We start from the raw sequence: 20,062 nt of genomic DNA, 5'->3' as shown, positions 1-20,062 counted from the left end.
TGCCGCTGGATTCCCGTAGCTTTGCGCCTCCCCGCCGAAAAACTGTTTTTATTCTTTCTGATTCTGCCATGAAAATCCGTTCCACAACTGTGCTGGGCGTGCGCCACAACGGCGAAATTGCCCTTGGCGCCGATGGCCAGGCCACCATGGACAAGCACGTAGCGAAAAGCAACGTGCGCAAAGTGCGTAAGCTCCACGATGGCAAAGTAGTAACCGGCTTTGCGGGCTCTACCGCCGATGCCTTCATGCTGCTCGATAAGTTTGAGGAGAAGCTGGGCAGCTACAACGGCCAGCTGCGCCGCGCCGCTATTGAGCTGGCCAAAGAGTGGCGCAAAGACCAGTACCTGCGCAAGCTGGAAGCCATGATGGTGGTAGCCGACAAAGACGAGCTGCTCATCATTGCCGGCACCGGCGACGTGCTGGAGCCCGACTTCGACGTGGCGGCTATTGGCTCGGGTGCCATGTACGCCCAGGCCGCAGCCCTAGCCCTGAAAAAGCACGCGCCCCACCTCACGGCCCGCCAAATGGTAGAAGATGCCCTGCACATTGCCGCTGACATCTGCATCTATACCAACCACAACCTGATGATTGAAGAGCCCAGCTAAGCAGCTACACCGTCATGACTGAGGACCTCATCTACTACAACTCGCGCTGGCGCTACGCTCTCCTCACGTTGGGCGGATTAGCGTTTGTAACCATGGGCGTTTGGATGATTGTTGCTGACGGCAAGTGGGGAATGGGGCTGGTCGCCATTGCCTTCTTTGGAATGTGCGCGGTGGTAAGCGCCTGGCAGTTTTTTGATACCCGGCCGCGGCTGCAAATCTCCGACGAGGGCATTCTGGACCGAACCCTAGGCGTGGGAATGATTCCGTGGGCTGATATTCAGGACGCATATGTGCAGTCTATCAACCACGAATACTTTATCTGCCTGCACCTGCACAATGAGCAGGCCTATATCAACCGCTTACCGCCCCTGAAGCGTAAACTGGCAAACCTCAACCCTGGGCTAGGTTTCACTGCCTTATCTGTAAACCTGAGTGGGGTAGATATTAACCCCGAGCAGGTGCTGGAGTATATACTAAAGCAGAGTGCCGCGGCCCAACTTCAACCACCTGAATTCCCACGTAACTCATAGCTCAACCGCCTTGCTAGGCCTCTTTTTGTGAGCAACCCAGCCCTGATAGTACGCTATTCAGAATCTTCGATATAGCGTAACCTGATTGAACGATTCCGGGCTGATATTTGATTGTAAACCGCACACCCACAAGTACAGAAAACACGATTCGATGAACGTAACGAACTTCCTCAAGCACCACTACCGCCACTTCAACGCCGCTGCCCTGATTGATGCCGCCGAAGGCTACAACAAGCACCTGGCCGATGGTGGCAAGATGATGATTACCCTGGCTGGCGCCATGAGCACCGCCGAAATGGGCATCCAACTGGCGGAGCTCATCCGCCAGGATAAGGTGCAAATCATCAGCTGCACGGGTGCCAACCTGGAAGAGGATATCTTCAACCTGGTAGCCCACGATTTCTACGAGCGGGTACCCAACTACCGCGACCTGACGGCAGCCGACGAGCAGGCCCTGCTGGAGCGCCACATGAACCGCGTAACCGACACCTGCATTCCCGAGGAAGAGGCCATGCGCCGCCTGGAGCACTCGGTACTGAAGTTCTGGGAGCAGGCCGACAAGGCTGGCGAGCGTTATTTCCCTCATGAGTTCTTCTACCAGATCCTGAAGTCGGGTGAGCTGGAGCAGTACTACCAGATTGATCCCAAGGACTCTTGGATGCTGGCTGCCGCTGAGAAAAACTTGCCGATCATCTGCCCCGGTTGGGAAGACTCTACGCTGGGCAACATCTTCGCGGGCCACGTTATTTCGGGCGATATTAAGAATGTACACACCGTGCGTACCGGCATCGAGTACATGATTTACCTCGCCGAGTGGTACACCCAGCAGGCTACCGAGGAAAGCAAAGTAGGCTTCTTCCAGATTGGCGGCGGTATTGCCGGCGACTTCCCGATCTGCGTAGTGCCCATGCTGCACCAGGACCTGGGCCGCACCAGCGTTCCGTTGTGGGGCTACTTCTGCCAGATTTCGGACTCGACCACCTCGTACGGTTCGTACTCCGGTGCTGTGCCGAACGAGAAAATCACGTGGGGCAAGCTGGGCCAAGACACGCCTAAGTTCATCATCGAGTCGGATGCTACCATTGTAGCGCCGCTGGTGTTTGCCATGGTGCTAGGTCAGTAATTGCCGCAAACCGCTTATCAAAAAGCCCGCCGCTGGATTCAGCGGCGGGCTTTTTTGGTTAACCTGCGTTGCAAGCCGGGGCACTTTGCGCCTGGCAAGTGCCTAGGGTTTTGATAGGGCGATAAACTGATCCCAATTGATGAACACTAGCAGCATAATAGCAGATAGCAGAATGAGCGCATACGAGCCGATAGCAGTAGCCAACCCCCGCAGCACGCGCCCCGCTCCCGACAGGTTCGTGCCTTGGAGCAGGCTAGCGTACGCCCAGGTTTGGTAGGCAAAGGAAACGAGCATCATCATGGCCATAAACTGCTGCCCCGCCCGCGTGCCATTGAGCAGGTACAACACCGGCAGGGTAAGAAGCGTGAGGAAGTGGTAGGTGCCAGTAACGTACGTTGTAATGGTTAGGGCCTCAGCGTAATTGAAGCCGCCCCGGCGCAAACAGAGCCGCGCCACGAGGGCCGTGAGCGGGAGCAAGGCCACGGTAAACCAATTCAGATACTTCGAGAAGAACTGTAAGAACCGCTCTTGCATGGCCTGGATGGCTGGCGGTATACTAGGGTCGTGGGTGTTGTAAGGCCGCAAATGCAACACCACATAGCAAAAGGTAATAAGACCCGTGATAAGCAGGAGATAGGTGAGGGGCCGGAAGAAGGGCGCCCGCTGGCCCGCCAGGTAGCGCCGTAGTGTTGGCCCGGGGCGGCGCAGCATCTGGCCCAGTGTGTAGGGGAGTCCTTTATCAACGTGCCAGATGCTGTGCGGAATATCGTGCAGCCAATGCGCCATGCTCAGGCGGTGCGTATTGGCGGGCTGCCCGCAGTGCGCGCAAAACTGGTCGTGCAGCGCGGTGCCGCAGTTCAGGCAAGAATGCTGGGTAGCCTGCGCATGCATATTAGTTGGGCTAGCCGCTTGTACTAGGGTTTCCATGAGCTCAAACCGTAGAGGAGAACAAGGTGGGAATATACCTGAAAAACAATATATTCTCGAATGCCTACCCGTTCCTGCTACCTATGCGTTGGGAGCCAACCCAGCAGCACAAAAAAGCCCGCCGCTGGATTCAGCGGCGGGCTTTTTTATAAATAAATCAGATAATCATCGACGAAACTTTGTATCAAAATTCGGTCAAATTCAATTTTACGAATGTTATTCTCGTCAATATTATTGAGCTCATTCCACTCGTTTTGAATGGAATACCATTCGCTTTTTATCTTCTGTAGTTCTTCTTTGGTAAACGAGAAGGTCTGTTCATCAAGGATGCTCAAAACATGTACTTGAACTTCCCAATTTCCAGCAGCTCCAAACAGAATACTGAATAGTTCGCCTAGATGATGACTACAATTCAGCTTTCCAAGAGCATATACAAGCGTACCTCTGGATTTAAAGTTTTCTGGCTTATGGACAGCACGAAACAATGGACCTGCTGCGGCATTGAATCGGTAGATTCTAAATGTCAGAGCAGCTGCATTTCTAGCCTGAGGGTTTTCTTGATTTAACAATCCGATTAGAAACCGACGGCATTTTTTACGGCCTGTTTTGTTAAACCGCCCACCGAAGTGAAATAGCCTGTTGCACGCATATTGTGCCTCGTGCCAATTCCCAGAAAAAACGGCAGATTGAAGATATTCTATTCTCTGCTTTTTGCTCACGAAAGGAATTAGCTTTTATACCTTTAAAGAACTTACACCAGCTCCGCTAAGCGCACCTCTTTCGGCATCCCCACGGCTTCAAAGGCCTGGCTTAGGTCCAGCATCAGGTCTTGCGGGTCCTCCACGCCGATGCTCAGGCGCACCATCTGGGAGGTAATGCCCATTTCAAGCTGGTCGGCGGGGGTGATGTCGGAATGGGTCATGGTGGCGGGGTGTTCGGCCAGGCTTTCGGTGCCGCCCAGGCTCACGGCCAGCTTAATGAGGCGCAGGGCGTTGAGGAAGCGGAAGGCTTCGGCCTCGCCGCCCCGGATGTCAAACGAAATCATGGAGCCGGGCGAGAGGCAGTGGCGGCGGTAGATGTCCTGTTGCACGGGGCAGTGCTCTAGGTGCGTGAGGTAGTAAGTCCGTTCTACTAGCGGGTGCGCGCGTAACCAGTCGGCAATAACCTGGGCCGAGGAAGCGGCGCGCTCCATGCGTAGCTTCAGAGTTTCGAGGCTGCGCATGAGCATCCAGCCGGTGTTGGGGTCGCACATAGTGCCCATGAAGGTGCGCATGGCCTTAATCTCCTTCATCAGGGCCTTGCTGCTGAGGGCAGCCCCGGCAATCAGATCAGAGTGGCCGCCCAAGAACTTGGTGGCTGAATACAGCACTACATCGGCGCCGTGCTTCAGAGGGTGCTGGAAAACAGGGCCTAGGAAGGTGTTATCAACTACGAGGCGTACGGGCTTGTCGGGGGTGCTGTATTGGCGGGCTAGGGCGGCGCAGGCTTCGAGGTCAACGAGGTGGTTGGTAGGGTTGGCAGGCGTTTCCACGAAAATCATGGCGAGGCGGCCGGGCGCAATGGCCGCGGCCTGGGCAGCTAGCTCCTCGGGCGTGGCAGTGGGCAGAAACCCCTGGGCCTCAATGCCAAACTTGCGCAGTACATTTTTCAGGAAAAAGTCGGAGCCGCCGTATACGGGCTCGGAGTGCAGCACCACGTCACCGGGCTGCAGCAGCGCCAGCAGGGTGGTACTGATGGCCGCCATGCCACTGGCGAAGCTGGCGGCTTCCTCGGCGCCATCCCAAAGGGTAAGGCGGTGCTCCAGAATCTCGAGGCTGGGGTTGTTGAGGCGGGAGTAAATCAGGCCCATTTCCTCATCAGGGTTTGCCTGGCGCAGCCCGTAGGCCAGCTCAAAGAAGGCTTTCCCTTCTTCAGCGTTCTTGAACACGAACGTCGAGGTCTGGAAAATGGGCGGTTTGATGGCTCCTTCGCTCCAGGCGGGCGTGTAGCCATAGCTCATCATCAGGCTTTCGGGGTGGAGGCGCTGCCCGTTAATACAGGCGTGGTCTTGAGGATTCGTCATGACAAAAAGGGTGGGGTGGATGGGAAGTTTGGGACCTTGAAGGTAGGTTTTCTAACCGGACTATGCTGGCTACCGGTTTAGCCGAAATACCACCCTAGGCCTGCTAAATCAGCCCAACCCAGCACCAGCTGGCGGCAGAATGCTACCTTTCGGCCCCGTCCCCTTTCCTAGCCCCTGTATGAGCCTCGACCCCGCCAGCTTCCTGCTGCACACGCCCGCCGCCGAAAAAACAACCATCCTCATTCGGTCAGCCGATGGCCAGAGCACGCAGCCTTGTGAGGCGCTGCTTATCGCCCAAACCAAGCACCAGCGGCTGTTTATCACGCTGGAAAAAAAGCGTCGCTACCTCACCTACACCCAGGTGCCCGACTCCGAGGAGGTAGAAATGGATTTTCTGCGCGACTACGAGGAAGTGGAAGCCCTTATGGAAGACGCGGGACTTGATGGTATCCATGATGGCGAGCAGGGCATCCTCTACCACAACTTGTTGTTCCTACTGATGAATCCCTAGGGGCGTCAGGAAGGGAAACCCGCAGGTTTATACTTGGTGCTTGCCCGGCACGTACTTGCAATCAGTAGGAGGAAGGTGGTGTATTTACTAGGCGCCGGCATGGCCCAAACCGGTTTACACCACGTGTGCGCCTAGTAGCCGGAGGTCTTGGCGGGCGCGAGTTTACCGCTTGTTGCGGTAGTCGGCCAGCAAGCCTTCGTAAATCCAGTTGGCCAGGGCCTGGCGGTTGTCGGCTACTACAAATCGGCGCTGGTCCTTCTGGTTGCGGATGTTGCCCAGCTCCATAAATACGGCCGGCGCCAAACTGTTGCGCACTTCAAACAAGGTGCCGCGCTCCGATACATTCCCGGAGTACGGGCGGTTGGGCTGAGCCCGGCGGTAGCGCTCCGTGAACACTTTGTGAATGTTTTTGGCCAGTCGCAGGCCCGAGGCATTCTTGGGGTGGTGATAGAAAAACACATCAATGTTCTGGCCCGCGCTGCGGCTGTCTACGTGCAGGGCCAGTAGCCGCTGGTAGGCGCCTTTGTGGCGGGCATGCAGGCGGTTTACCTCGGCAATGCGCTGCCGCAGGCGGTACACTTGGCTGAGCGGAATGCGCTGGCTGGGGTGGCCCACCTCATCGTAATCCATCTTGAGTACGGCCTCATCCCGAATGCCGTCGTTGGGGTCTTGCACCATCACATACACCTTGGCACCGTGCTCCATCAGCACGCGGGCCAGGCGTACGGTTACATCGTAGGCGTACTCATCTTCGGCCAGCTTATTGGCGCCATACTGCCCGATGGCCCCTGGATCAGGGCCACCGTGCCCCGAAGAGAGGTAGTACACCGCGCCCCGCAAGGCCCCGTCGCGGGGCTGCACGCGCCCATACGTGGGCCCGAATAGCTGCGAAACCGGCATGGCCGTGCCGCGGGTTGCGGCGGTGGTTTTGGCGCTGGCTTTGCTGGCTGGTTTGGTTGATGATTTAGCCGTTTTGGCGCGGTTTGGAGCAGCACTGGCCCTAGGAAGCAAGTACGTACGGCCAATTACCAAGCTCTTGTTTCGGCTGAGTCGGCCCTGGTTCAGCTCCTGAAATTGCCGCATATGCTGCCTTGGGTTCAGGCCGTACCGATACAGCAGCGTGTGCACACCATCGCCTGGCTTGGCCACCACCCGGCGGTAGCCGCGCTGGCAAAAGGCACTCAGGGAAATCAGGAAAAACAGAACGAAGAGGGCAGATCTTCTCAAACCAGAGTGGAAGTAGGGTGCAATAAGATGAAGCAAAAGCGCCGAAACGCCTTTCGCAACCAAAACGAAGGCCGGGCCACGGCTGGTTTAGGCTGATATATAGTACAAAGGAGGTGTTAAAACTTCAGAATACGAACAAAAAAAGCCGACAGCTATATCGGCGGCTTTTTTTCAAAGCACAAAGCCAGAGTCATTCGCTCGCCTTCCCTGCGCGAAACATAAAGCTAGAGCCGGCGCTGCATAGCCTTCAGTTTTCAGCCATGACTCTTGGCAGTTCACACCGCACAGCCTGGGGAAAAGGAAACAGCCCCCATCCCCGGGCAGAGGTGGAGGCTGTTTGGGCTTAGTAAAACCGCAGGGCTAGTACAACTGCACGTTGAGGCGCACACAGCCGTGCTCGCCCCAGGCGCGCTCTACGCGGTAGGTGCCCTGCTTTACCTTAATGGCTTTGGCACCCAGCGCGTCAGTTTCGGGCTGCGCGATGAAAAACTCTTCATTGGGGCGAATGGTAATCACTTTCACGGTCGAGTCGAAGGGAGTCAGGAACTGGGCGTCGAGCTTGTTGCCGCGCAGCTGCAGCCGGACGCGGGGCGTGCGCTCACTCAGGGTGCCGGTGCTGGTAGTGGACGCTTCTGTAACGGCCACGGCGCAAATGCCCTGGCCCCATACGCACTGCTCGTACTTGGCATAGCCACGCACGTAAGAATCGACGCTTTGCGCGGCGTAGTTAGCAGTTTGACGGGCCTGGGGCGCGTTTTCAGTAGCGACGGGCTGCTCACAGGCGGCCAAAATCAATACGCTAAAGGGAAGAAGTTTTTTCATAACCTGCATGTGTAGACGGTGGTGGGAATACAGAACGATGGCAAGATAAGAATATAGGTTGGAGCACATCTGAGAAAAATAAAAAAAGGCTGTTCAGTTGAACAGCCTTTTCTACAAAGCGAAATCCTTAAAATAACCGCTTGCTAGTTGATTAAGCCCGGAAAAGAGGGCGTTCCGGGTTCCAGATGCCCCATGGAATCATAATCAGAACTAAGATTAGTGCAATTAAAAACCAGGTAAAGGCTTTCTTGTGCTTAAGTACTGAATCGGTGGCTTTTTTGCTTAGGGTGCGGCCGACCTGCGCGGCTACTACAGCCAGCAACATGCCCACTAGGTGCTCTACGGCCCAGAAGCGGCCCGTGGGGTCCTTCATGACTGCGCCACCCGCCGACTCAAAGGCTTTCAGGCCCACCGGGCTCAGGCCGAAATACAGAATCAGGCCTAGCAGCAGCTGCAGGTGCATAGAGCCCACAAAAGCGGCTCCCATTCCATTATCAGCCCCGGTCCAGGCGCGGCGCCCCTGCCAGCCGCCAAAAGCTTGGAACAAAGCAATCAGGCCAAAAATCAACACAAGCCAACGCGACCAAGAGTGTAGGGCGAGAACAATGGAGTAGGCAGTCATACGGGGGAAAAGGTGAGTTGGAAGCCGTAAAGGTCGCAGCCGGGCCGGAAAATACAAGCCTGCGCGCACCACAAAACCCATTCCTGCCAGCACAAGTTTTACCGGCGGCCCCACACCTGCCGCACTTTGGCCCGCGTGCCTGCCTAGTACCTAGCGTTGCGTTTCAAACAGCGTAGGTACGGCTTCGCGCTTATGCCCCTCAAAGTGGAAGATCTTCTCCGGTATAAATAGCCCATCTTCTTCCCGCAGTATAGCCAGGTTGTTGATGCTCAGCTTTAGATTAAAGGTGTGTTGGTTCAGGTACTGCATCACGGGGCCGAGCAGTTCGGGTGTGGTGTCGTGCAGGGCTAGGGAAATGTGCGGCAGCCAGCAGTCGGGGCCGCTGAACTTATCGGTGCGCAGGCACAGCGGCGCCGTAGCCCGCAGAATGCGCTGGTGCAGGTGGTTCAGCGCATCGGAGCGCAGGACCGGAATATAAATAACTGGGTTAGCGCCCGGAAAAACGCCTAGCCCCGTGGTGTAGGCCGCAAACGGGTGAGTAGTGAGGGCCGTTTCGCGCAGTACTTGCTTCAGGGCCGAGAGCTTGCGCACCCCCGCTAGGCAGTACGTAATATGCGGATCGGGCGTGGCCTGCACATCATCAAGGCCAAACTCAGCTTCCAGACTCTTAATCAGGCGGTTAATTCGTTCCGCGTTCTGCGGATTCAACAGCGAAGTTATTGCGAGCATCGGTTCTTTAACTGAAACGGCGTGGCAGGGTTTCGTTTGCTCACAGCTGGCCTGGGCCTGCCGGAGGAATGGTGTTTGTCGGCGGCTGAAAGCGGGTTGCTTGCTACCGCTCATGGGGCCGAAATCGGTAGGGAATACACATCCATAAAAGGAGCGTCATGAGGTGGTGCTGCATACTAAGAGCTGATGCCTTCGCAGATGGCGGCAGTTCAGGGCTGGTGCAGGGGTAGGGGAAAGGGCATCCATATGAGCAAGGGTTAGCCAACACGGGTCTCGGTGCTGAAAGTAAGATAAAGCGTGCATTCTGGCACCTAGTGGCCGGGTATAACGTGTGCGTGCGTCCTGGCGGCAGTGGATCACTCGGATTGGGTTTCGGATGGCGGCCGGTTGCAGGGTTGCTCTTCCTGAGTTGCCAGTGGCTTTGTCGCCGAGGCTCAGTTAGGCCCAGCAAGGCGGTCAGCGCAATGAAACTCGTCCGTATTTGTCTCAACAGTACGGGTAACTACGGACGAGCCTATCGTTATAAAGTGGTATTTGCTCGTTATAAGCTCGTAAATGCTCGATGAAACAAAACCTTAGCCGACGCTGGTGCCGTTAAGAGACTCAGAAACAGACTCTGTTTTTTCATCAGCAAATTCCTCCTATCATGGCTAACACCCGCACAACCAACCCAGCCGAGCCAACTGTAACCAAGCGTCCTCGTGGCTTTGCTGCCATGGACCCCGCCACGCAGCGCCGCATTGCCAGCGAAGGCGGCCGGGCCTCGCACGAGAGTGGCCGTGGTCACCGCTTCACGTCTGAGGAGGCCCGCGCAGCCGGCCGCAAAGGTGGCCAGGCCAGCCGCACCCGCACCAGCCAAGCCGGAGCCTAGCAGCACCTCCCCTACGTAGAGGAGCCGAGAGTTTGGCTTCTCTGGAAGGGTAGTAAGTTACGTGTACACATGTCCCCAATCTCACTTAGTACATAGTACCGCCATTGCCTGAAAAAGCCTCCGCACCGTGTGCGGACGTTTTCTTGCCCCTATGGCAGCAGGTACCCGCACAAACGCCCCGCCAAAACATGGTGGGGCGTTTGTGTGTTCAGGGCCTAGTGCTGCGGCGCTGGCTAATGTAAGCTTCAGGTTCGCATCACGCAGAAAATGAAGCAGGATTTAATCTTTCTGAAAGCCAACTCCGTAACCCTGTTTCGTGACACCAGCCCCGCTTGCCTCAACTCCGGTTTCAGCTTCTCCTACGGCCCAGAAACACTGGGGGCGCTGGCTGTTGCTGGGGTTGGGCGTGCTAGTAGTGGCGGTAGTTGTGGGCCTCACGTTTTTCCTAGACCCTTGGCTGCGCAGCACACTGGAGAAGCAGGTAGCCAAACGCAGCCAGGGCAGCTACCACTTGCGCATTGGCGAGTTGCGCACTAGCCTCTGGCAACAAACCATACGGCTTCGTCACATACAGATACGCACCGTCGGCACCACCCCCGATTCGGCCCGTATGCCCCGGCTTCGGCTGGCGGTTGGCCGCCTAGAGGTAGGTAGTGTTGGGTTGCTGGCGCTGCTGCGGGGAAAGCAAGTGCCCATTGATAGCGTCGTGCTCGATTCAGTGGCCTTGCGCTTGTCGGGGCTGCCGGCAGGAGGAAGTAAGGCGCCGTTGCACCAGCAGCTCCCCCTGGAAGGCCTGCGAATTAAGCAGGTGCAGGCGCGCCACGTGTGGGTCAGCTACGGCGCCAGTGCCCAGCCGCAGGTACAACTAGGAGAAAGTGCCCTTCAGGTGCGCGACCTATGGCTGAGTGCAGAAGGCAGCGCCGACTCCAGCCGGATTAGCTACGCGGCCGGCCTAGCAGCCCAACTGCAGGGAGCCGTGCTGCGCATGCCGGACCATAAGGTAACGCTTGGCAAGGCTAGTTTCTCCTCAGATTCTAGCCGTTTGCGGCTTGCGGCAGTGGCCGTACATCCTGAGCAAGGCATTACAGCCACGCGTACCCGAGCGGCGCGCATCAGTTTGGCGCTGCCGCAGGTGGTGCTCACTGGGCTTGATGCCGCGCAACTTGCACGCCAGCACTTTCGGGCCGATACCTTGCGCCTCAGTCGGCCCCGGCTGGCACTTACGTTGCCTTCTCAGAAACCGCCCAGCCTGCATGAGCTGCTGGCCAACTACCTCACTGAATGCCGCCTCAAGCAGTTGGTGGTTGAGAAAGGGCAGTTGCGCGTGGCCGGGCTGGAACTGGCCCCATCTGTAGCCGATATTGAAGTAAGCGCCTCGGATATGCGCGTGCTCCCGCACCAGCGCCAGCCGTCGAGTATGTATTACGCGCAGCGGTGGTTGGTCCGGACGGGGCGCGCCACGGCTACCCTCGATGCGCCATACTACCATTTGTCGTGGCAAAAGCTAACCGCCGATACCCGGGCGGGGCAGTTGCGCCTCACCAATACCCTAGTAGTGCCAACTATGCCCGTAGAGGCGCTGGCCCGCAGCAAAGGCCACCAAAGTGCCCACGTCTCGGTAAAGATTCCGGAGTTGCTGCTGACAGGATTCGATTATCCGGCGGCCGCCAACCAGCAGGAATTCCATGTACAGACCCTCACGTTGCGGCGCCCCAGCGTGAGCACCCGTTCTGATGGCCGCTTTCCGATAAACCCCAAACCATCCATTGCCACGCCTGAAAAGCTGGGGCAGCTGCCGTTCCGCTTTGGGGTAGAGAAGCTGCGCGTAGAAGGGGCTACCATCACGATGCTGTACCGGGCACCGCGCGATCCTAAACTGGGGGTAATGAGCCTGAACCGCCTGGGCATCACGCTGCGTAACATCACCAACAACCCCCAGCGCATGAGTGCAACGCGGCCCCTGACCGGGGAGGCAACGGGCTGGGTGCAGAACGCCGGATTTGCTAGGGTCGCGCTCAGGGCAAACCTGCTCGATGCTGCCGGCCGGCACACTTTCTCGGGCGCATTTGGGGCTACCTCACTTACCATCCTCAACTCCATGACCGTGAACACGCGCGGCCTGGCATTCCGCAGCGGCGATATCCGCAGCATCCGGTTTCAGATGGCGCTGGACCGGCACAGTGCCACCGGAACCATGTGGAGCGAATACAGCAACCTGAAGCTACAGCTGCTCAACGACCAGGAGCGGCCCGGCGTGCTGCACCGCATCGGAACGTCTGCCGTCAATGGCATCTTCATCCGCGACAACAACCCCCGTAAACCCGGCCAGCCGCTGGAAACCGGCAAAATCAGTTCGAGCCGGGAACTCCGCTATTCCGTGTTTTCGCTGTGGCGCCAAGGGTTAGTGAGCGGCTTGCTGAACAGCGCCGGCGTACCGGCTCGCCTGGCCAAAAAGCTCAGCGAAAGCGAATAGCCAAGCTGTTATCTGAATCTGAAAAGGAATGGGACCCTCTTACGCATCGAGTAGCCTACCATGCAGTGGCCTGGCATGCCTCAGGGTTTAACGGTAGTGCGGGGCTAGTGATGTTCCGCCAGAACCTATTCTGTGGCTCTTTGCTGCCGAAGCCATTGGGTTGCGGCGGCCATATCAGTGAAGGTGGCAATAACCGGTTTCTCCACGTATTTCAGCATCTCCTCCGAGTTTTTCCGGCCCTTAAAATCGGGGGCATATACCCAGGCTGCAAAGCGCAGGCCGGCCGTGTGCATATCCAGCAGCCAGCTCAGGCCCCAGCCAGTAAGCTGCATGTCCGCCGTGGTCACGTTGGTATTGTCATTCAGGATTTTGGCCGTGGGCCACTGGCTTAGCGCCTCCAGCATGTGCTGGCAGGCAGTACGGGCGCTTTCCTGGGTATGGTGGCCCCGCCAATTAGCATGCAGCCATTGGTTGCTGTAATCGTAGCTGATAACAATTTCCGGCGTGTCCAGGATAAGATGCTGCTGCATACCAAGGCGTGTAGAGACAGGTCATATTGCAACGGGTAACCACACTGCCAAGCGCCAGAATACTAGGTGCTATTTCCTGAGCAAGTGTATGTACCCAGAAAATGCCTGACCCGCGCCAGTAAAGCTGCTCCTACAGCTAGGTAAGGGCAGTAAACTGAAGCAAAGAACAGGCTGCTGTGTATTTACATGGGTTTACGTAGGTAGTGGCTGAGTCGGACGTGTTAACACCCGAATTATTACGGTGGAGCTCCCCACAGATTTGCAGCCAGCGCGCATACGTTGCGTCGGTTTCCGGTCTATCTTGAAGGCCTAAATCTGATTTTGTATGAACCGCCGAATTTTTCTGCGCAACGGCTCTTTAGCCGGCCTCGCGCTATCAACCCTTTCCCTGCCGGCCTGCTCCTCCGGCTCGGAACCCAAAACCGCCGAAAGCGGTACAAATGCCGCAGCTCCGGAAGCCTTCGAGCTAGACGAAACTACCGTGGCGGCTCTGCAAGAAAAGATGAAGAGCGGGCAGCTTACCTCGCGCCGCATCACGGAGCTGTACCTGCAGCGCATTGAGGCCATCGACAAAGCCGGTCCCAAGCTGAACTCGGTGCTGGAAACCAACCCCGATGCCTTAGCCCTGGCCGATAAACTGGACGAGGAGCGTAAAAACGGCAAAGTGCGGGGCCCACTGCACGGCATTCCGGTGCTGGTAAAAGACAATATCGATACCGCCGACAAGATGCAAACCACGGCGGGCTCGCTAGCCCTGGCCGGACACAAAGCCCAGCAAGACGCCTTTATCATCAAGAAGCTGCGTGAAGCCGGCGCCGTGCTGCTTGGCAAAACCAACCTGAGCGAGTGGGCAAATTTCCGCTCTACGCGCTCTACCAGCGGCTGGAGTAGCCGCGGCGGTCAAACCAAAAACCCGTACATCCTCGATCGCACCCCAAGCGGCAGCAGCGCCGGCTCGGGTGCGGCCGCTGCTGCCAACCTGTGCGCCATTGCCATCGGCACCGAAACCGACGGTTCTATTGTGTCACCGGCCTCGTGCAGCGGGCTGGTGGGCGTTAAGCCTACTGTGGGCCTTTGGAGCCGCACCGGCATCATCCCGATATCAGCCACCCAGGACACGGCCGGCCCCATGACGCGTACCGTCCGGGATGCTGCCATTTTGCTAGGTGCCTTGGCCGGCGAAGACCCCACCGACGCGGTTACCAAGGAAAGTACTGGCAAAATTCAGCCCGACTACACGAAATTTCTGGATGCCAATGCCCTGAAAGGCAAGCGGCTAGGCGTAGAGAAAGGCCACTTGAAAGGAGGCTCTGATGCTATTCCGCTTTTGCTGGCCGCCGTGGAGCTGCTGAAAGCCCAGGGGGCTACCGTTGTGGAAGTAGAAGTAGAAAAACTCACCGACCCCTTGGGCGAAGCCGAGTACGATGTGTTGCTCTATGAGTTTAAGGATGGTGTGAACAAGTACCTGGCTACGGCTGGTGCTCCCGTGAAAACCCTCACCGACGTTATTCGCTTCAACACCGAGAACAAGCCTAAGGCCATGCCCTTCTTCCAGCAGGAAATTCTGGAAAGCTCCGATAAGCTAGAAGGCCTGCAAAGCGCCAAATACCAGGCGGCCCTGCGCAAGTCGCATCAGGGAGCCCGCACCGCCATTGATACCGTCATGCGCGAAAACAAGCTCGACGGATTGGTAGCCATCACCAACGCTCCAGCCCGCTGCATTGATCTGATAAACGGCGACTCGGGCGGTGGGCCGGGGTTCTCTTCACCGGCCGCCATGGCTGGCTACCCGCACATCACGGTGCCGATGGGCTTGGTGCATGGGTTGCCGGTGGGTTTATCGTTTGTGGGCGGTGCCTATCAGGAAGGGCCGTTGCTGGCACTAGCTTACGCCTACGAGCAAGCCTCCAAAAAGCGGTCGGCCCCCACGTTCAAGCCGCCCTTTGTTGGCTAGCTTAAAGCAGGAGTAAGGCCTAGCAATTCATGGCATGTATAGCAGCTATAAACTGCTGGCTCTGCACGCAACCTAAAACAATCAGCCCCGGCACCTGGCTAAGATTATCTTAGCCAGGTGCCGGGGCTGATTGCTAGGAGCTGGTTGTAGCCGAAGCCTACTACATAAATCTACGGCTACTTGCCAGATTCATCCTCGTTGGGTTGTTCGCGGCTGGTGCGCTCGTTGGAAGAGCCAGCGCTACCAGAGCCACCTTCTGCGCCTTCTTCCGCATCTAGGTTCAGCTCGTAGCCGCCGCTGCCATAGCTTGGCCGCCCCGAGGACTGGCCTACTGCGCTGCCAGATTGCTGCCCTTTGGCGGCCTGAGCAGTGCGGTCATCGGTATCATCGGGGGTAGCGGAGGGAGGGGTAGTTGCCATAACAAAAGGAGGTAGTAAAGTGAAACAGTTGCTCTCTTGTACGACAGCGCCGACTGTTTAAGCCACGTTTTTGTCGCAAAAACTGTGGGCATGGCCGTTTATTAGGGCACAAATTGCTCTGTCAGGCTGATAATTTCTCCTTGCTTGGTCTCCACCATAAAAGGGGCATACGTGAGCGAGGGCGGCGGTGTAGCCAGCACCTGCTCCGGCGACAAGGGCCGTTGGGCCAGTTGGGTGCCACCGTGCTGCCAGAACCGGAAGGTTGCCCCGGTGCGCAGAGGTAGCGTGCGCACTTTCTTGTCGTCGTTGACGATGTAATAGTCGTTGGGCACGGAGTATACCGTGTCGCCATTTTGCACCTCCTCCATCGCATCGCCACGTCGCTGGGCGGCCGCTACTGCATCGGCCCCTTTCAGAAATTGCACATAATCGACCTCAGCGTAATAACGCCCCTTTTGCTCATAGAAGCGTCGCACGTAGGCATGGCCCCGCCCGGTGTTGCCTACTTTCTCAGTCGTTGACTGCTCACCAGCCAATTCGGCCGGTACGTTGTCGCGGGACTCGGCTACGGAGGTTTCACTCTCCGCCGAGCGGCAAGCAGTTACTAGGGTTAACAAAAAGGCAAAGGGTAGTAAAGAGCGATTCATGCAGGAGTGTACGAGGCGGTGGCAAGGTGGTTTGTGACGAAAAGGAGCAGGAAGCCCACTATCTGAGCGCTAAGTGCATGCACAATGCCCAGGTACCTCTGGTAGCTGTGCTACTGGAGCAACCATTAGGGATTATATCGAAGGAAGGGAGGGCGTTCACGGAAACCGTACCTCTACCAGTTTACTGGAAGGATCAATTCTGACCCACTCAGGATTCAGGCCTCTGACAAGAATGCCAGTCAGCTCCCGCTCCTGCAGGTAAACCTGCAACGACGAAGCTCCCAAATGTAGCACCAGCGTGTATAACGTCTGCCTCGACTGGTTTCCTTTACTGTAGCCTTCGTCAATCCATGCCCGCATTATAATCTGCTTGCTATGGGCAACGTGTTCAGGCAGATAGTCTGATTGCCATTCCGGACCCAGTACACCATCACAGGTGAAACGGCCCGCAACGGCTGATAAAGCGCCGGCTAAATGACATTCGAGGTCATCGTAGGATTTCTGAGTTAGCATATAGGAACTGAGCTTTTACACGAATGCATTAGCGCTGATATACAGATCGAACCTCAGCAGTAAACCTAAGGCTGAAGCTGCTCTCAGTAGCTCAGATTAGATAATTTGTAAAGCGTATAGAGAGATAAAAGAACCATCAGTGACACGCAACCGGCAGGCTATTCAACCTTTGTAACCGGACAAGTAAAACTCATCCTGCAGAACCCGTACCTTTGCGGCTTCATAGCCCGCAAAGTAGGATGATTTCCATTACCGACCTCGACTTTCATTTCGGCTCGCGTACCCTGTACGACAAGGCCAGCCTCCATATCAAGCCCAAGGATAAGATTGGCCTCATCGGGCTCAACGGTCGGGGCAAATCGACGCTGCTGCGCATTCTAGTGGGCGAGTACAAGCCCGACGGCGGCAGCATCTCGATGAGCAAAGACGTGAGTCTGGGTTTTCTGAACCAGGATTTGCTTTCTTACGACTCGCACGAGTCGATTCTGGTGGTAGCCATGCAAGCATTTGCCGAGGCGCTGGATGTTCAGAAGAAGATTGACGAGGTGCTGCTGGAGTTCGAAACCAACTACACCGATGATCTGGTAGAAAAGCTGGCGAACCTACAGGAGCGCTTCGAGGCGCTAGGTGGCTACACCATGCAAGCCCGCGCCGAAGAGATTTTAGAGGGCCTTGGCTTTACCACTGAGGAGCTGCAGCGCCCCCTGAAACTATTCTCGGGTGGCTGGCGCATGCGCGTAATGCTGGCCAAAATTCTGCTGCAGCAACCCTCGTTGCTGCTCCTCGACGAACCAACCAACCACTTGGACTTGCCCTCCATTAAGTGGATTGAAAACTACCTGGCGGGCTATGAAGGTGCCGTTATCATCGTATCGCACGACCGGGAATTCCTGGACCGCACCACTAACACTACCGTGGAGGTAACGGGCGGCAAGCTGGTACCGTACGCGGGTAACTATTCGTTCTACCTCGAAGAGAAAGAGGAGCGCAACGCCATCCAGAAAGGCGCTTTCGAAAACCAGCAGGCCCAGATTAAGCAGGCCGAGCGGTTTATTGAGCGCTTTAAGGCCAAGGCCAGCAAAGCCAAGCAGGCCCAGAGCCGCGTGAAAATGCTGGATAAGCTGGAGCGCATAGACGATGTCGCGCAGGCCGATGCAAGGGTGAATATTAAGTTCAACTTCACCGTGACGCCCGGCCGCCATATCTTGCGCATGGAGCACGTGGGCAAGAAGTACGGCGAGAAAATCATCTTCCGCGATACGCACGTGCACATTGAGCGCGGCGACAAAATCGCGCTGATTGGGGCCAACGGTAAAGGCAAATCGACGCTGATGCGCTTGGTTGCGGGTTCGGAGGCACCTAGCACTGGCAACCACCAGTTAGGCCACAACGTCATTATGTCGTTCTACGCCCAGCACCAGCTGGAAAGCCTGCGCATCGAAAACGAGATTCTGCAGGAAATGGTAGAAGCCGGCTCGAAGCGCTCCGAAATGGAACTGCGCTCGGTGCTAGGTTCCTTCCTGTTCACCGGCGACGAGGTGTACAAAAAAATCAAGGTGCTAAGTGGCGGCGAGAAAAGCCGCGTGGCGCTGGCCAAAACCCTGATTTCGGAAGCCAACTTCCTGCTCCTCGACGAACCGACCAACCACTTGGACATGCAGTCGGTGAACATCCTGATTCAGGCGCTGGAGCAGTACCAGGGTACCTACATCGTGATTAGTCACGACCGTTTCTTTGTGGAAAACGTGGCCAACAAGATCTGGTACATCGAGGATTACCAGCTAAAGGAGTACCCCGGCACCTACAACGAGTACGAGCAGTGGCAGGAAGACCGCGAGAAGGCCGCCAAAAAGGCCGGACTACCCTCGCCCTCGGCTCCAAAGCCCCTACCCAAAGAGGAAAAGAAAGTGGATGCCAGCCCGGCCAAAACTCCTTCTCCCGACCAGAAGAAAGCCCTAAAAGAGCTGGCTGAGGTAGAAAAGAAGATTGACGAGCGGGAAAAGGAGCTAGCCCAATACGAAGCCCAGCTCGCCGACCCGCAGATTTACCAAAACGCCTCCCAGCTCAAGGACGCTACGCTCAAGTTCGAGCAGGTGAAAAAGGAGCTAGCCCAGCTGAATGACCGTTGGGAAATGCTGGCCGAGATGTAATAGACCGCATTGTATAGAAAAGCCCCGCTTGATAAAGCTTCAAGCGGGGCTTTTCTTTTTCTACGAAGGCGTCCAACAAAAAAAGATTCCTGTTGAGGGTAGATGAAGTTTTCGTTGAGTAACCTCACGCTATTCCGACGCCTTCAATGATGCTGAATGGCGACATCGTTGGTACAATTCGAGTCAGTTCAAAACCGGCTGCGTGAAGCAGTTCGCGGTATTCTTTCGCCGTTCGTTCACAGCCGGGCAGATACTGTAACATCTGCAGATCAAGAAATTTGGCTGGCGACGGCTCGTTTCCTTCCGGCACAATCATTTCAACGATTAGCACCTTGCCGCCTTCTTTCATGGTGCTACGGCAGTTTCTGAATATCGTGATGCATTGCTCATCGTTCCAATCATGAATGATATGCTTCATGATATAGGCATCACCTTCTGGAGGAACCTGATCAAAGAAATTGCCCCCAACTCTCTCACACCTCTCCAACACACCGTGACGAGCTAAAAGCTGGCCGGCTTCTGTAACAACAGCTGGGGTGTCGTATAGGATACCTTTAACACTAGGGTATTTTTCTAGAATGGAGGCCAATAGAAAGCCATGCCCGCCGCCTACATCTACCAAAGTAGAAATAGGAGAAAAATCGTAAGCATTCACAACGGCAACACTGCTGAAAGCACTGTTACTCGTCATGGCATCATTGAATTGTTTCCCCTCTCTTTCGTGCGTCCAGAAATAGTCAAACGACGACATACCATGCACTTTGTCGAAAGATGGTTTGCCGGTTTTTACACTATAGGGTAGCTCTGCCCAAGTTTGATATTGCCAATCAGTAGTAATCATTTCGGCAAAAGCCCGCAAACTGCCGGGCGCATCACTCAACAAGGGCTCTGCTAAGGGAGTTAAGGAAAACCGCATTTCCCCGTCTTCAGAAAACACGCCAATGCTGGCGCAGGCTCGCAGTACGCGGTATAAGGATCTGGCATGAACCCCTAGTTGCTTTGCCAGTTCCTCCGCTGTTTTCGGACCATGTTGTAAATGGTCGGCAATATGGAGTTCGGCCGCAACTCCGATAGCGCGTGATGCAGCAAATCCGAAGAGCATTTGCATGAGTTGGTCGGGGACGGAAGCTTGCTCCATGGTCGTATGCAGTTTGGATATCATGTAATATATAGTAAAATTTTATTATATAATATGGTTTTTGGATGTTATAAGCCGGCTTAAACCAGCAACCAGGTTGTTCCTCCCAAACGATAGTGCCTTAAGGACACACCATATTTTCCTACTGATACTCAGCTTAACTGCCGCAGGCTGATATGAAGGAAACCTGTTCGCCCCTTGTTATAAAA

19 protein-coding genes are annotated in these 20,062 nt (G+C 56.1%); 8 read left to right on the top strand and 11 right to left on the bottom strand.

The annotated features are described in order from the left end of the window. Nucleotides 1-68: 68 nt before the first annotated feature. The 3 genes from hslV to ACYVGU_RS09885 all read left to right on the top strand — a co-directional run bounded on the left by hslV (nucleotide 69) and on the right by ACYVGU_RS09885 (nucleotide 2,258). On the top strand, nucleotides 69-605 hold the full coding sequence (hslV, locus tag ACYVGU_RS09895) for an ATP-dependent protease subunit HslV (protein ID WP_460614668.1): 537 nt from the start codon (nucleotides 69-71) through the stop codon (nucleotides 603-605). Nucleotides 606-619: 14 nt separating this feature from the next. Continuing rightward, complete coding sequence (locus tag ACYVGU_RS09890; RefSeq protein WP_460621904.1) at nucleotides 620-1,135, top strand: STM3941 family protein; 516 nt, start codon at nucleotides 620-622, stop codon at nucleotides 1,133-1,135. Nucleotides 1,136-1,286: 151 nt separating this feature from the next. After that, the gene (locus tag ACYVGU_RS09885; protein WP_460614666.1) at nucleotides 1,287-2,258 is read left to right on the top strand and encodes a deoxyhypusine synthase family protein; all 972 of its coding nucleotides are present in this window, start codon (nucleotides 1,287-1,289) and stop codon (nucleotides 2,256-2,258) included. Between the two features lie 102 nt (nucleotides 2,259-2,360). Here ACYVGU_RS09885 and ACYVGU_RS09880 read toward each other — a convergent pair whose 3' ends face one another. From ACYVGU_RS09880 to ACYVGU_RS09870, 3 genes are all read right to left on the bottom strand, one after another. After that, complete coding sequence (locus tag ACYVGU_RS09880; RefSeq protein WP_460621903.1) at nucleotides 2,361-3,185, bottom strand: DUF3667 domain-containing protein; 825 nt, start codon at nucleotides 3,183-3,185, stop codon at nucleotides 2,361-2,363. A gap of 146 nt (nucleotides 3,186-3,331) precedes the next feature. After that, on the bottom strand, nucleotides 3,332-3,904 hold the full coding sequence (locus ACYVGU_RS09875; RefSeq protein ID WP_460621902.1) for a hypothetical protein: 573 nt from the start codon (nucleotides 3,902-3,904) through the stop codon (nucleotides 3,332-3,334). 32 nt (nucleotides 3,905-3,936) lie between these two features. After that, nucleotides 3,937-5,247: a PLP-dependent aminotransferase family protein gene (locus ACYVGU_RS09870; RefSeq protein ID WP_460621901.1), complete on the bottom strand. Its 1,311-nt coding sequence runs from the start codon at nucleotides 5,245-5,247 to the stop codon at nucleotides 3,937-3,939. Nucleotides 5,248-5,425: 178 nt separating this feature from the next. Here ACYVGU_RS09870 and ACYVGU_RS09865 point away from each other — a divergent pair, with 178 nt between their 5' ends. Then, nucleotides 5,426-5,758 carry a hypothetical protein gene (locus tag ACYVGU_RS09865; protein WP_460621900.1) on the top strand — a complete coding sequence of 111 codons (333 nt, stop codon included), beginning with the start codon at nucleotides 5,426-5,428 and terminating at the stop codon, nucleotides 5,756-5,758. A 162-nt stretch (nucleotides 5,759-5,920) separates the two neighbouring features. Here the strand turns inward: ACYVGU_RS09865 and ACYVGU_RS09860 are convergent, their stop codons facing one another. From ACYVGU_RS09860 to ACYVGU_RS09845, 4 genes are all read right to left on the bottom strand, one after another. After that, entirely contained in the window at nucleotides 5,921-6,985 is a 1,065-nt protein-coding gene (locus ACYVGU_RS09860; protein ID WP_460621899.1) for an N-acetylmuramoyl-L-alanine amidase family protein, read from the bottom strand. 360 nt (nucleotides 6,986-7,345) lie between these two features. Then, complete coding sequence (locus ACYVGU_RS09855) at nucleotides 7,346-7,807, bottom strand: hypothetical protein (protein WP_460621898.1); 462 nt, start codon at nucleotides 7,805-7,807, stop codon at nucleotides 7,346-7,348. A 151-nt stretch (nucleotides 7,808-7,958) separates the two neighbouring features. Continuing rightward, nucleotides 7,959-8,429, bottom strand: a complete 471-nt coding sequence (locus tag ACYVGU_RS09850; protein ID WP_460621897.1) for a hypothetical protein — start codon at nucleotides 8,427-8,429, stop codon at nucleotides 7,959-7,961. A gap of 150 nt (nucleotides 8,430-8,579) precedes the next feature. Next, nucleotides 8,580-9,158, bottom strand: coding sequence for a 2'-5' RNA ligase family protein (locus ACYVGU_RS09845; RefSeq protein WP_460614658.1), 579 nt, complete (start codon nucleotides 9,156-9,158; stop codon nucleotides 8,580-8,582). 646 nt (nucleotides 9,159-9,804) lie between these two features. On the opposite strand from ACYVGU_RS09845, the gene ACYVGU_RS09840 reads away from it, so the two are divergent. Continuing rightward, a complete protein-coding gene (locus tag ACYVGU_RS09840) occupies nucleotides 9,805-10,029 on the top strand; it encodes a KGG domain-containing protein (protein ID WP_460614657.1) in 225 nt (74 codons plus the stop codon). A 316-nt stretch (nucleotides 10,030-10,345) separates the two neighbouring features. Then, complete coding sequence (locus ACYVGU_RS09835; RefSeq protein WP_460621896.1) at nucleotides 10,346-12,502, top strand: AsmA family protein; 2,157 nt, start codon at nucleotides 10,346-10,348, stop codon at nucleotides 12,500-12,502. A 125-nt stretch (nucleotides 12,503-12,627) separates the two neighbouring features. Here the strand turns inward: ACYVGU_RS09835 and ACYVGU_RS09830 are convergent, their stop codons facing one another. Beyond that, entirely contained in the window at nucleotides 12,628-13,032 is a 405-nt protein-coding gene (locus ACYVGU_RS09830; RefSeq protein WP_460614655.1) for a hypothetical protein, read from the bottom strand. Between the two features lie 325 nt (nucleotides 13,033-13,357). On the opposite strand from ACYVGU_RS09830, the gene ACYVGU_RS09825 reads away from it, so the two are divergent. Continuing rightward, the gene (locus ACYVGU_RS09825; RefSeq protein ID WP_460621895.1) at nucleotides 13,358-14,986 is read left to right on the top strand and encodes an amidase; all 1,629 of its coding nucleotides are present in this window, start codon (nucleotides 13,358-13,360) and stop codon (nucleotides 14,984-14,986) included. Between the two features lie 176 nt (nucleotides 14,987-15,162). Here ACYVGU_RS09825 and ACYVGU_RS09820 read toward each other — a convergent pair whose 3' ends face one another. Both ACYVGU_RS09820 and ACYVGU_RS09815 read right to left on the bottom strand, forming a co-directional pair. Beyond that, nucleotides 15,163-15,405, bottom strand: coding sequence for a hypothetical protein (locus ACYVGU_RS09820; RefSeq protein ID WP_460614653.1), 243 nt, complete (start codon nucleotides 15,403-15,405; stop codon nucleotides 15,163-15,165). A 101-nt stretch (nucleotides 15,406-15,506) separates the two neighbouring features. Beyond that, the gene (locus ACYVGU_RS09815) at nucleotides 15,507-16,052 is read right to left on the bottom strand and encodes a hypothetical protein (protein ID WP_460614652.1); all 546 of its coding nucleotides are present in this window, start codon (nucleotides 16,050-16,052) and stop codon (nucleotides 15,507-15,509) included. Nucleotides 16,053-16,804: 752 nt separating this feature from the next. On the opposite strand from ACYVGU_RS09815, the gene ACYVGU_RS09810 reads away from it, so the two are divergent. Continuing rightward, nucleotides 16,805-18,715 (top strand): ABC-F family ATP-binding cassette domain-containing protein, encoded by a 1,911-nt coding sequence (locus ACYVGU_RS09810; protein ID WP_460621894.1) that lies wholly within the window; start codon nucleotides 16,805-16,807, stop codon nucleotides 18,713-18,715. A gap of 124 nt (nucleotides 18,716-18,839) precedes the next feature. On the opposite strand, the gene ACYVGU_RS09805 is transcribed toward ACYVGU_RS09810, so the two are convergent. Next, on the bottom strand, nucleotides 18,840-19,877 hold the full coding sequence (locus ACYVGU_RS09805) for a class I SAM-dependent methyltransferase (RefSeq protein WP_460621893.1): 1,038 nt from the start codon (nucleotides 19,875-19,877) through the stop codon (nucleotides 18,840-18,842). Nucleotides 19,878-20,062: the final 185 nt, after the last annotated feature.

This window comes from Hymenobacter tenuis (genome assembly GCF_054780495.1).
The sequence above is the reverse complement of the archived record's forward strand: the minus strand, read 5'-3'. Positions and strand labels throughout refer to the sequence as shown.